This window comes from Paraburkholderia sp. PREW-6R (assembly GCF_039621805.1).
In the GTDB taxonomy this organism is placed as follows: Bacteria; Pseudomonadota; Gammaproteobacteria; order Burkholderiales; family Burkholderiaceae; genus Paraburkholderia.
Genome location: NZ_CP155074.1, coordinates 926,505 through 938,633, shown reverse-complemented (window position 1 = coordinate 938,633; position 12,129 = coordinate 926,505). Strand labels below are relative to the sequence as shown.

Sequence of the window (12,129 nt, the reverse complement as noted above, 5' to 3'; positions counted from 1 at the left end):
CATGCGCCTGCCTGGGACGGCCGTGGCTACTGTTGCCTCGTCTGACGCCTCGTCTGCCGCCTCGCGTACTGATCGCGCGCGAAACGTCTGACCGCCGCCCACATGAGCGGATAGCGATAACCGGGCACCGAGAACAGCACGAGCGCGGCCAGGGCGAGCAATCCGCAGAACAGGAACGTGCCGCGGTAGCTGAACGCCTGAACCAGCAAACCCGACAAGACACCTGAAAGAATCGAGCCGACCCGCGCCGCGTTGAAAAACAGCGCGGTGGCGCGGCCCGGCGACTGGGGCATCAGATCCTGCACATAGGTCATGCCCAGACACGACGTGACGGCGACGACAAACGCATTGAGCATCTGCATTGGAATCAGTACGTGCACACTGCCCGCGAGCGACATGCCGGCGAAATACACCGCGTGCACTGCCGCGCATGCGCCGAGCCAGCTCGGTTTGTGCAGCACCGAGGACTTGGCGCCGAGCGCGAGCATCATCGGAATTTCCATCAGCGCGCCGAGGCCGAGCATCACGGAGACGTCCAGATGCGTGCCGTTCAGTCCGTGCACGATGTAAAGCGGCAGCACGATCATGGTGGCGTTCGCGGCAAGGCCGAGCAGCGTGAGCGCCGCGACCGCGCGGCGGATGTCGTTGGACGACGCCACGCCCGGCAGTTCCTCGCGGGCGTCTTCGCCGGGCGTGGTCAGCGGCGGCACGGTGATGGACGCCGACGGTTCCGACGCGGTGTCTTCCACCGTGTGGTCGCCGAGATGGCCTTGCGGCTCGCGCATGCGCCACACGATCGTCGCGCACGTGGCGAAGCTGGCGGCGGCGAACAGAAAGAGCCCGTAAAAGCCGGTCGCGGCAAGCACCAGCGCGCCGACCGACGGGCCGAAAACCCATGCCGCCGACAGGATGGTCCGCAACGTCGCGCTGGCGAACGCACGCTCGCCGGGGTCGGGCACCGGCAGCGCAGCGCGGCTGAACGAGAACACCATGGAAATGGCCGAGCCTCCCGCGCCGATGAAAACGATGCCGACCACGAGCAGCAGCCGGTAATCGCGTACGACGCACAGGCACAGATAGCCGAGCGCGGCGGCAATGAGCGCGGCCAGCAACAAGGGCCGATGGCGCCCGCTCGCATCGCTCCAGCGGCCGGCGAAGGTGCTGGCGAGCACGCCGCTCGCGGCGATCAGCGTCATGAACACGCCGAGCCGGAACGGCGTCATGCCCGCCCGCTCGACGCCGAACAACGACAGATAGGGCGCAGTGAAGGACATCGCCACACCGAGCATGAGCGTGGCGGCGGCGAGCGGCTTGAAGCCAGGAATGCGCAGGAGGTCGAGAAAACGTGAGGTTTTCAGCACGGGAACGATGGGTCGGGAAGACGAGCCTGCCACGCGCGACGCGCGCCGCACGAATCATCGCAGGAAAGACCGGGGCATTATCTGCCTCGCGTGCAGGCACGTAAAGCCGCCGCGTTGCATCCCAAAATGATCAACGCACGTGCGCCGACGCTTTGACCGCAAGGAGCGCACTACTTGCCGTTCGTTGTACGCATTTTCTGCGCTTGTTCCTTGTAGTCATAGGTCGGATAAAACTCGGTGCGATAGCCGCCCCACGCGGTCGTCTCGATCGCCCGGTTCACTTCTCGCAGACGGCTCGCCGGCACGCGCAGCGTAACGACCTGACCGATGCCCATCATCACGTACCAGGAGACGACCTGAATGCCGGGTGGCGGGAACGTCTTGAAGAAACCTTGCGCGGCCAACTGGTCGTTGATCCTGGGCAGCGGTTTGCTTTCGTCGTGACGCAGGAAAATGGTAAGCAGGAACGTGTCGTCCGCAGTGCCGGCGGGCGTTGCAGGCGCGGCCGCCGGCGCATCCGGCGCGGCCGCTGCGGTGAGTGGCGCGGACGACTGCGCAGGCACGATCGGGCTGCCGGTCTGCGCGAGCGCCGCCGCGCCGGGCAGCGCGAACAGCAGCGCGCACAACACGCGGCGGCGCAGTCCGAGGAACGGCAGTTTCAACGCGTGAGCAAGATCGGGCGCGGGCGCAGAAGTGGTCGGCATTGCGGTGCTCCATCACAACAGGGTCGGTGGATGATGAGTGCGTCATGAACTTTCGACGCGCGCGTGAACGTGCCAGGCGCCGCACAGCCAGCAATATTCGCTCCCGTTTGACGGCATGCCGCGCATGCCGACCCGCTCAGATCTTCGTGTACCCGCGGCTTTCGAGTGTCTTGCGATGCCATTCGTTGCCGTACGCTCCGCATGCATAGGCAAACAGAACGGACAGCAGCAGTCCGATCACGTCGCCCGTTTCGCCCCACAGGTCCGTGAAGAACAACAGCACGTTGACTGCCAGCATCACGAACGCGGCGAACCACATTCTCTTCGACAACGCCCACACGAAGCCGAGCAACAGCGCGCCCCAACTGAAACCGGTGGCTACCGCGACCGTCTCGTCCTTGCCGGGGTGACGCAGGTAAATCGTTTCCGCCATGTCCTTTCCTTGCACCTTCGGCGCGTCGTGTCCGTGTTCGCTCATTCTGATCGCATCGACAGGTTTAACACGCCGCGCTTACAGAAACGCGCGTTCGGCGCTGGAAGGCTCGCTGCCTGCCGCCGTCACTGACGATCCGACGCATAGCTGCTACTCTTGTCTGTCCGCGGTCCACGCGTCCAGTAAGCAGAAAGCGGGCGCCGCGCCGCAGGCAAATTTTCGGGAGCTTACATGGCGACAGTGACGGCCTATTCCGCAACAGCCCCTTCACGATCCGAGGTGGACGCGTTTGCCGGCCCGACGGTGCTCGAATTCGGCACGAACTGGTGCGGCTACTGCCAGGGCGCACAGGCGTCGATTGCCGAGGCATTCGTTGCGCACCCCGACATCCGTCACCTGAAGATCGAAGACGGCCCCGGCCGGCCGCTTGGCCGCTCGTTCAAGGTCAAACTCTGGCCGACGCTGATTTTCCTGCGCGACGGCGCGGAAGTGGCGCGCGTGGTCCGTCCCACCGGAGCGCAGGAGATCTCGCAGGCGTTCACCTTGCTATGAGCACCGTTTGATCGATTCACCTGTCATGCCCATTCTCACTCCATGATGCGACAAGCCATACATCACCTGAGCGTCAAGGCGCGCGCACGCGGTCTCGTCGAGTTCACCGACGAAGTTCGCCGCTTCGTCACCGCGCAGTCGATCGACACAGGGCTCCTCACACTGTTCTGCCGGCATACTTCCGCGTCGCTGCTGATTCAGGAAAACGCGGATCCTTCGGTGCAGCGCGACCTCGAACGTTACTTCGCAACGCTCGCTCCCGAGGATGCCGATCGCTACGAGCACGATGCCGAAGGCCCGGACGACATGCCCGCGCATCTGCGCACCGCGCTCACGCAGGTGCAGTTATCCGTGCCGGTCGAACATGGGCGAATGGTGCTCGGCACGTGGCAAGGTCTTTATCTGTTCGAACATCGCCGGCACACGCAGCACCGGGACATCGTGCTGCACCTGATCGGCGAATGAACGCAGGCGTGCGGTCCGCGGGCGCGGATGAGCATTAAAGCGGCGCAGCGCCAAATGCCTGGCGCTGCGCAAGCGACACGAACGCCTGAGCCTCGCGCGCCGCATTCACCGCAGCCGCGAGTCCAAAGAACTCGTGCGTCGCGCCGCGATAGTTGCGATGTTCGACTCGCACACCCGCCGCCGCGAGTTTCTCCGCGAGCTTTTCGCCGTCCGAACGCAACGGATCGATGCCTGCCGTGACCACCGCCGTTGGCGGCAGACCCGCGAGGTTCGCGCGGACCACGTCGAGCAGCGGACTGGTCAACTCGCTTTTGTCATTGATCACGTTCTGGATGAACCACAGCATCATCGGCTTGTTTAGCGGCCTGGCGTTGCGGTTTTCCTCGTACGAGATCGAGACAATGTTGTTGCTCGCGAGCGGATAGATCAGCGCCTGATGCACGGGCGTCTGGATGCCGGCATCGCGCGCACGGATCGACACGTTGATCGCCAGATTCCCGCCCGCGCTTTCGCCCATCACGGCGAGCTTCGCCGGATCGCCGCCGAGGCTCGCCGCATTGTCGACCAGCCACTGCCACGCGGCGAACGCGTCGTCATGGGCAGCCGGCAGGCGGTGTTCGGGCGCCTGCCGGTAATGCGCCGACACGACGATCGCCTTGCTTTGCGCGGCGATCGAGCGCGGCGTGGCGTCGTAGGTATCGATATCGGCAATCACAAAGCCGCCGCCATGAAAATACAGGATCACAGGAAATGGCCCATCGCCCTGCGGCGTGTACACGCGCGCAGCATTTCCGCCCACCGCGCCAGCGATCACGATGTCTTCCGTGCTCACCGCTTCGAGTTCGAGCGCGGGGCGCGAACTGAATGCCGGATCGCTCGTGAGTTTCTCGACCGCGTCCGCAAGTGTCGGCTGCGCTCTTGCCTCACTCACCGTGCAGTCTTCGATCGGCTTCGGATCGAGACTTTTGAACGTGTCGAGTACGGCTTTCATGTCGGGATCGGCATGGCTTGTCGGGTCCATCCCGACCATGCCTTTGAGGGTGTCACCGAGTGTCATGGTTCAGCTCCTGATGGAAAATTTCACGATCCATCGAAGCTATCCGCTCGACGCCCGACCGACCGTGCATGTCGAGCGAATCGAGCAAGCGCTATACCCGTGGCGCGGCGCAGCAAGCGCTGGCCGGCAGGTCGAACGCCAGACGGCACCCGGTGCCGAAGCGCGGAAGTCAGTGGTCGGTAGGGGTGATGCGCGCGATCTTGTCGAGCAGTGCCTGCAGCGAAACCGGCTTGCCGAGATGGCCGTCGAAGCCTGCGCGAATCGCGCGCGCCGCGTCCTGAGGACGGCCAAAACCGGTCAGCGCGAGCGCCGGCACGGTGGCCGTGGCGGACTCCCTGCGTAATGCGGCGATGAGCTCATAACCGTCCATGCCCGGCATGCCGATGTCGGACAGAATCAGGTCGAACTGCTGATCGTGCGCGGCCGCGAGCGCGGCCACCCCATTCGTTTGCGGCCACACCTGCGCGTCTTCCATTTCGAGCAGCGTCTGGAATGCCTGCAGGCTCTCTACTGCGTCGTCCACGAGAAGGATTCGCATACCTTTGAGCAGGCTGACGTCGCCTATCGCCTCGCGCGAGCGGGTGGGCGGCGCCGTACCGTCAGCCGGCAGCCAGACGCGGAAGCGCGCACCCTTGCCTGCTCCCGCGGACTCCGCCTTCACGCGCCCGCCGTGCATTTCCGTCAGCTGCTTGACGAGCGCCAGCCCAATGCCGAGGCCGCCGCTATGACGCCGGTGCGAACCTTCGGCCTGGCTGAACATCTCGAACACGTTCGGCAGAAACGACGGCTCGATACCGCGCCCGGTGTCGCGCACTTCGACGCACACATAAGCGTCTTCGCGCGACAGCCTGATGGTGACCTGACCGCCCGGCGGCGTGAACTTGACCGCGTTGCTGACGAGATTCCATAGAATCTGCTCAACGCGCACCGCGTCGGCCTCGATGAAAAGCGGCTCGGACACGCCCTCTGCCTTCACATTCACCTGATGCGCGAGCGCATCGGCCTCGATCGCGCCGCTCATGTTCGCGACGATCGCCGCGATATCGACGCGCGCTTTCTCCAGCGCCAGCTTGCCGGTGCGCACCCGCGACAGATCGAGCAGATCGTCGATGATCTTCGCGAGACTGACCACCGAGCGACGGATCGCCTCGGCGGCGTCGCGAACCACCGGCATGCCCTGCGTGGACGGCGCGCGATCCAGCATGTCCGCTTTCACATGAATCAGGTTCAACGGGTTCTTCAACTCATGCGAGAGCACGGCGAGAAACTCGTCTTTAAGACGGCTCGCCGCCTCGACCTTCTGCCGCATCGAACGCTCGAGCGAAATCTTGCGTTGTTCGATCGCTTCCGTTCCCTTGCGCTGCGTCAGATCGCGCATGATCTTCGCGAAGCCCTTGAAGTTGTCCGATGCGACGGGGGTAATCACACCACTGCAATAAAGCCGCGTGCCGCTCTTATGCACGTACCAGCGCTCGTCTTCGACGCGCCCGTCGGCCAGTGCGCGCTGCCGCTCCAGCGCCGGCTCATTGGTGGAGAGTTCTTCGGGTACATACAGGCGATTGAGCGGTTTGCCCGCCATCTCCTGCTCGCTGTAGCCGAAGATCCGTTCCGCGCCCTTGTTCCAGGTGACGACCGCGCCGTCGGCATCCTGCACGATGATCGCGAAATCGTTCGTGCTTTGCGCGGCGAGATGCAAACGCGCCTCGCTGATGCGCACGAGCTGTTCCGCGCGCCGCAATGCGCTAATGTCGACGATCGTCAGCACCGCGCCTTCGATGTAATCTTCGGTCGTGCGATACGGCGATACCCGCAACAGGAAGTGCCCCCCATCCACTCCGCGGATTTCGCGCTCGAACAGTTGCAGCGATTCGAACGTGTTGAGCGTGTCGATGGTCAGTTGCGGATAGTCGAGCCGATGCGTGATGTCGTTCAGCGGCCGGCCTATATCCGTCGGAATGATGTTGAACAGCTCGGTTGCCGCCGGCGTGTAGCGCTTGATGCGCATTTCCCGGTCCACGAACACCGTCGCAATGCCGGTGGACGCAATCACGTTCTGCAGATCGTCCTTGGCCTTGGCGGTCTCGTCGATCTTCACCTGCAACTCCGCGTTGACCGTGAACAGTTCCTCGTTCAGCGACTGCAACTCTTCCTTGCTGGTTTCAAGTTCCTCGGTGGCGGCGCGCAACTCCTCGTTGATTGCCTGCAACTCCTCGTTCGACGCTTTCAGTTCCTCGGTCGATGCTTCCGACTGCTCGACTGTCGAGCGCAGCTCCTGCTTCGTGCGATGCAGTTCGTCTTCGAGATGCACCAGCAGCGAATCCTGGCGCGGCGGCCCGGCAGGCGGCTGTGGCGTGAGCGCGGCGGCGCCGGCTGCGATTTCCTCGAACAGCACGAGCGCGAAGTCCGACGCGTCCTCGCCGCGCCGATACGGACGCACGGTAATGCGCACGTTCGCCTCGGGTGTGTACTCGATCGGCTCGGTGACGACTTCCTCGCGGTTGCGCTGCGACTGGAACAGCGCGGCGCGCAGCCGTAGACGCAGCGCCGGATTGACCAGCATGATCAGATTGTAGGAAGGCTCGCCGCGGACGAACCGCAGATAGCGGCCCGCGTGCTCCGACATGTGCAGAATGTTTGCGTCCGCGTCCACGACGATGCTGGGCGGCGCATAGAGTTCGAGAATGCGGTGATGCAGCGCCGAAAACGGCAACGCCTGCGGCATGGGCTGCGCGGGACCCGTCAGCATGGTGGCCGCCACGCCGCCCGGGTGAACGACCGGCACGCTGATCGGCGGCCGCGCGGCGGTACTGACCAGATTCGCGCGGTAAATACGATGCTTCTTGTCGACCGCTGTGAAAAGCTCGCCCGCCGCCTCGGCGGATTCCGATGTGCCAAGCAGCAGATAGCCGCCCGGTTGTAACGCGAAGTGAAACATTTGCAAGACCTGGCTTTGCACGCTGCGATCGAGGTAGATCAACAGATTGCGGCATGACACCATGTCGAGGCGCGAGAACGGCGGATCGCGCAGCACGTTATGCACCGCGAACAGCACTCTTTCGCGGATGGCCTTGCTGATCCGGAATTGCGAATGCTCAGGCGTGAAAAACTGGCGCAGCCGCTGCGCCGACACGTCCGCGCTGATCGATTCCTGGTAAAGGCCCGAGCGCGCGAACGCGATGGCGCGCTCGTCGATGTCGGTGGCGAACAGCTGCACCGGCACGCCGCCATGCTTCTCCGAGCACTCGGACAGCAGCATGCCGAGCGTGTACGCTTCTTCGCCGGTTGCGCAGCCGGCCACCCAGGCGCGCAACGGCTCGTCCTGAGTCCGTTGATGGAACAGCTTCGGCACGATTTCCTTTTCGACGACCTCGAACGTATCGGCGTCGCGGAAGAAGTTCGTTACGCCGATCAGCATGTCTTTTAACAATGCGGGCGTTTCTTCAGGATGGGTCAGCAGGTAGTCCTGATAGCTGTGCAGGTCGGGGATGCCGTTGACCTGCAAGCGCCGCTCGATGCGGCGCAGGATCGTGGCGCGCTTGTAGTGGCGGAAATCGTGTCCCGTGCGCGCGCGCAGCGTGGCGAGCACAGCGAGCAGCGAGCGCTCCGCCGTCGATACCGGATCGGGCGGCTTCACGGCATGTTTCGCGGGCTCTTCGTCGACGGGCGGCAGCTGGATCGCGCGCGCATTGTCGGCGAGTTCGCGAAGCTTGCCCGCCATCTCGGCTGCCGGCAGCACCAGATCGATCATGCCGGTCGCAAGCGCGTTCTGCGGCATTTCCGGATATTCGGCATCCGACGGGCGCTGCGCGATCGTCAGACCGCCGTTTTCCTTCACGCGTCCAATGCCCGTCGCGCCGTCCGCGCCGGTGCCCGACATCACAATGGCAATAGCCCGCTCGCGGTGCGTGTCGGCGAGGCTGCGGAAAAACATGTCGATAGCAATGGGCCGCCCGCGCGGGCGATCGACTTCAAGCGGCGTGAGGTGTCCGTCGCCGAGCGCGAGGTCGCTCGACGGCGAAATCACATACACGTGGTTTTTTTCGACCTGAAGCGGATGCTGGACCTGGCGCACCGGCATGCGGGTGACGTGCTGTAACACCCGGTCTGCACTGCTCTGATGATCGGGCGACAGATGCAACACGACCACGAAGGCCATGCCCATATCCGCCGGCGCGTTTTCGAAGAAGCGCATCAGCGCCTGCACGCCGCCTGCGGAAGCGCCGATACCGACTACCGGAAAGTCGAGCTGCGCTGGTTCGCGCGTGACGATACCCGCAGAACTGCCTTCGGCGGTATCTGGATGATCGTGCGGTTCTGTCTGGGAATCCCGCAGCGAGTCTTGCCGTGCGTCCTGCAATGAGTCCTGTTGCGAAACCTGCTGTGACGCTCGCTCCGACTCCTGCTGTGACTCTGATTGCGACGCCCCTGCTTCCCTGCCGGCCATACACGTCCTTTGCGCTGCGCTTCGTCGGGGCGAGCCTCGTCGTGGGCAACGACGAGCGCCTGCCTTGAGCCAGCATTGTCGCGTGTGTTGCGCCGCATTGCAAAGGGGGCCGGATAGCCGGAGCCGGCGTGCTCAGGAGGCGTCGCGCAGCGCGTTGCCGCGCGAGCCACTCCCTGTCGTTCTAATGCGTACTCGTTGCCGCTTTACTGCCCTTTCGTGTCGCTGCTTGCATCCGCGCCCGGCATGTTGGTCGAGTCGGTCATCGGCTTTTTCGTCTTCTTCATGTGATGCTTTCTCGGCTTGGCATGCGCTGTTGCGCCGGATGCCATCATGTCGCCGCCCTCACGCGTGGCGGTGTTCGTGCCGTTGCTCGGATCATTGCCTGCGGGGCCGCCACCGCCGCCGCCCGACCCTTGAGCCATTGCAACGGACGATGCCGCGACGAGCGCGGAAATGAGCACTGCGTGTTTGATCTTCATGGTTATTCTCCAGTTCGAAAAAGAAGCGGGTGGCGCCGACCGCCCGAGCCGCAAGCGCATACCTCGTGCTCTTCATAGCAAACCTCGTGCCGCGCAGGGAAATCGATGCGATGAACCTGCCGCGCACGTGCACGGCCGCCGAAGTCATTCGCGAAACTTGACGACGCGCCGCACCGGATCATCGCCGTCCGACTCACGACGCCACTCAAAACGGAATACAACGGCTGCTGTCAGCATTACGGTTCGCAGACCACCAGTGCATGCAATTCGTCGATGTTGAACGGCTTGGCGAGAATCGCCACCCCGAGCCTGCGCGCGCGTTCCAGTTCATCCGCGTAACCGGTCATGAGCGCAATCTTCTGTGCAGGGTATGCGCTGCGGACCCGTTCCGCGAGATCGATTCCATTCATCTTGCCCGGCATCTGGATATCGGACAACACGAGTTCGAACTGTCCGCCGCCCTTCAGAACATCCAGCGCCTGATCGGCAGTCGGTTCGTGCCGCACTTCGCAACCGAACGTTTCCAGCACGGCCATGACGCCGGCGGCGACGTCCTCGTTGTCTTCGACCAGCAGCACCATGCCGGTCGAAGCCGGCATCACGCGCTTGAACGCCGAGGCCGGCACATCCTGCGGCTTCTGGCGTTCACGGTAACGCGGCAGATACATGCGCACGGTCGTGCCACTGCCCGGCACGCTATCGATCCTTGCCGTGCCGCCCGCCTGTTCGCACACGGCGAGCACCTGCGCGAGGCCCAGGCCCGTTCCGGAGCCGCGCAACTTGGTCGTGAAAAGCGGCTCGAACGCACGACGCAAGACGGCCTCAGGCATGCCTTCGCCGTCGTCGGTGCAGGCAATCAACACGTATTCGCCGTCGGGCAGCAACGTGTCGCTGCCGACCAGCCGATTATTCTGGCAGCGGATGACGAAACGGCCGCCGCGCGGCATCGCATCGCGGGCGTTGACCGCAAGGTTCATGATCGCGAATTCGAGATCGGTCGGATCCGTGAGCACCGGCCACACCTGGTCGACCATGTTCAACGCAAGTTCGACGTTATCGCCGAGCGCCGCGTTGATCAGCGGCGCGGCGGCGGGCAGCCAGTGGGCGAGATCCACTGGCTCCTGCTTGAGCGGCTGTTTTCTCGCGACACTCAGCAACCGCCGCGTGAGGGCTTCGGCCGTAGAGGTCGCGCGTTCCACGGCGAGCATTTCTTTTTCGAGATTGTTGAAACGCTTCAACCGCGCAAGTTCGACATTCGCCGACACCACCATCAGCAGATTGTTGAAATCGTGCGCGACGTTGGCGACCAGATTGCCGAGCGCGCCCATACGCTGCAATTGCCGGCTCGACGCCTCGGCGGACAGGCGCATCGCCACTTCGCCCTGCCAGCGCTCCCACGCGCGGCGCTCGGCTTCGAGTTGACGCAGCGAATACATCACCAGCAGCCAGATGGCCACGCACGGCACCGCCGTCAACGCCGCGATCATCATGAAGTGCTGCCGCCACGCCGCACCGATCGACGAGGTCGCATACGCACTCATCACATATAACGGGTAGTCGCCGACCCGGCGAAACGCAAGCAGACGTTCGACGCCGTCGACGGTCGATTTCAAACGGATGTGACCGAACAGCTGCCGGTCCCGCAGTGCCTGGGCAAACTGGCTCGCCGCACTCGGCTTCGCCCCTGCCGGCCATGCCGGATAGCGCACCAGCAGATTGCCGTCCTGGCGATACAGGCCCATTGCAAGCGACGCGTCGCCACCCGTCAGATCCCGATAGAAGCGCGAGAAGTAGTCACTGCGCAGCGCCACGGACACCACGCCGAGAAACTGCCCGTCCGCGCCGGAGCGACCCATCAGCGTGTTGAACACGTTGGTTTGCGATATGGGCCCGTAGATGGGAAGCGAAAAGTACGGTTCAGGCCGCATTGCTTTGGCGGTCGCAAAGTCGTCGCCTTGACGCGTGGACATTTCCGGCGCCGGATATGCGCGGCTGGACACCAGCAGCGCACCGTTCACGCCGAGAAGAAAGATCGACGACACCTGCGGAAAATCGCCGCCGATTTCCTGCAGTCTGTTGTGCAACGCTGACTCATGCGCGCGAATCTGCGCGTCGTCTTCATTGCCCAGCAGTTCGACGATGCGCGCGCCCATTTGCTGGTTCAGGTCCAGCACCTTGGCTGCCTGCTCTTCCGCCACGCGGGCGAGCCGGTCGATCATGTCATTCGAATCGGCAATACGCCGCTGGTAGTCGAAGTAGCCATAGCCGGCCAGACAGGTCAGCGGAAACAGGATGGAGACGGCGAGCACGGTCAGCAGCATGCGCCGCGTGGCCGCGAAGTTACGCGACGGCATAGGGATATCGACGGCAACACGTTCGGCACGCTGCACGGTCACGATCTCCCTGAAAGGTGAACTCTTGTCAAAACGCGCCCTACCCCCACTGCAATGCGCACTGGTCGTGCGCTAATTCCTTTTACGGAAATTTACCGCACTTCGGGCGAACGCCCAAGCACGGTGCGCAGGCGTCGTGGCGCACGCGCCGCACTGTTCCCGTGGGCACGAGGTTTGCTGCCGCACGAGCGTTCGGCGGCACATTGCATGGCGGCCCGCTGCTCCCCATCACCGGAATTCA

The 12,129-nt window shown here is 63.9% G+C and carries 9 protein-coding genes; 2 read left to right on the top strand and 7 right to left on the bottom strand.

Annotated elements, in window-relative coordinates:
- Positions 1–26: 26 nt before the first annotated feature.
- The 3 genes from AAGS40_RS19395 to AAGS40_RS19385 form a co-directional block, all read right to left on the bottom strand.
- A complete protein-coding gene (locus tag AAGS40_RS19395; RefSeq protein WP_345816406.1) occupies positions 27–1,361 on the bottom strand; it encodes a sugar efflux transporter in 1,335 nt (444 codons plus the stop codon).
- A 170-nt stretch (positions 1,362–1,531) separates the two neighbouring features.
- Positions 1,532–2,065: a hypothetical protein gene (locus AAGS40_RS19390; protein ID WP_345816405.1), complete on the bottom strand. Its 534-nt coding sequence runs from the start codon at positions 2,063–2,065 to the stop codon at positions 1,532–1,534.
- A 136-nt stretch (positions 2,066–2,201) separates the two neighbouring features.
- A complete protein-coding gene (locus AAGS40_RS19385; protein WP_345816404.1) occupies positions 2,202–2,498 on the bottom strand; it encodes a DUF2628 domain-containing protein in 297 nt (98 codons plus the stop codon).
- Positions 2,499–2,729: 231 nt separating this feature from the next.
- Between AAGS40_RS19385 and AAGS40_RS19380 the strand changes: the two genes are divergently transcribed.
- Both AAGS40_RS19380 and AAGS40_RS19375 read left to right on the top strand, forming a co-directional pair.
- Positions 2,730–3,050, top strand: a complete 321-nt coding sequence (locus AAGS40_RS19380; protein ID WP_345816403.1) for a thioredoxin family protein — start codon at positions 2,730–2,732, stop codon at positions 3,048–3,050.
- 45 nt (positions 3,051–3,095) lie between these two features.
- Positions 3,096–3,515 carry a secondary thiamine-phosphate synthase enzyme YjbQ gene (locus tag AAGS40_RS19375; RefSeq protein ID WP_345816513.1) on the top strand — a complete coding sequence of 140 codons (420 nt, stop codon included), beginning with the start codon at positions 3,096–3,098 and terminating at the stop codon, positions 3,513–3,515.
- Positions 3,516–3,549: 34 nt separating this feature from the next.
- Here the strand turns inward: AAGS40_RS19375 and AAGS40_RS19370 are convergent, their stop codons facing one another.
- The 4 genes from AAGS40_RS19370 to AAGS40_RS19355 form a co-directional block, all read right to left on the bottom strand.
- The gene (locus AAGS40_RS19370) at positions 3,550–4,572 is read right to left on the bottom strand and encodes an alpha/beta hydrolase (protein WP_345816402.1); all 1,023 of its coding nucleotides are present in this window, start codon (positions 4,570–4,572) and stop codon (positions 3,550–3,552) included.
- Positions 4,573–4,741: 169 nt separating this feature from the next.
- Entirely contained in the window at positions 4,742–9,016 is a 4,275-nt protein-coding gene (locus AAGS40_RS19365; protein WP_345816401.1) for a CheR family methyltransferase, read from the bottom strand.
- Between the two features lie 203 nt (positions 9,017–9,219).
- Positions 9,220–9,495 (bottom strand): hypothetical protein, encoded by a 276-nt coding sequence (locus AAGS40_RS19360; RefSeq protein ID WP_345816400.1) that lies wholly within the window; start codon positions 9,493–9,495, stop codon positions 9,220–9,222.
- Positions 9,496–9,731: 236 nt separating this feature from the next.
- Positions 9,732–11,885 (bottom strand): ATP-binding protein, encoded by a 2,154-nt coding sequence (locus AAGS40_RS19355; protein ID WP_345816399.1) that lies wholly within the window; start codon positions 11,883–11,885, stop codon positions 9,732–9,734.
- Positions 11,886–12,129 lie beyond the last annotated feature (244 nt).

Bases quoted from the DNA above. Each gene is read 5' to 3' on its own strand.
- AAGS40_RS19390 (WP_345816405.1), bottom strand. From the start codon at position 2,065: ATGCCGACCACTTCTGCGCCCGCGCCCGATCTTGCTCACGCGTTGAAA.
- AAGS40_RS19385 (WP_345816404.1), bottom strand. From the start codon at position 2,498: ATGGCGGAAACGATTTACCTGCGTCACCCCGGCAAGGACGAGACGGTC.
- AAGS40_RS19380 (WP_345816403.1), top strand. From the start codon at position 2,730: ATGGCGACAGTGACGGCCTATTCCGCAACAGCCCCTTCACGATCCGAG.
- AAGS40_RS19375 (WP_345816513.1), top strand. From the start codon at position 3,096: ATGCGACAAGCCATACATCACCTGAGCGTCAAGGCGCGCGCACGCGGT.
- AAGS40_RS19370 (WP_345816402.1), bottom strand. From the start codon at position 4,572: ATGACACTCGGTGACACCCTCAAAGGCATGGTCGGGATGGACCCGACA.
- AAGS40_RS19365 (WP_345816401.1), bottom strand. From the start codon at position 9,016: ATGGCCGGCAGGGAAGCAGGGGCGTCGCAATCAGAGTCACAGCAGGAG.
- AAGS40_RS19360 (WP_345816400.1), bottom strand. From the start codon at position 9,495: ATGAAGATCAAACACGCAGTGCTCATTTCCGCGCTCGTCGCGGCATCG.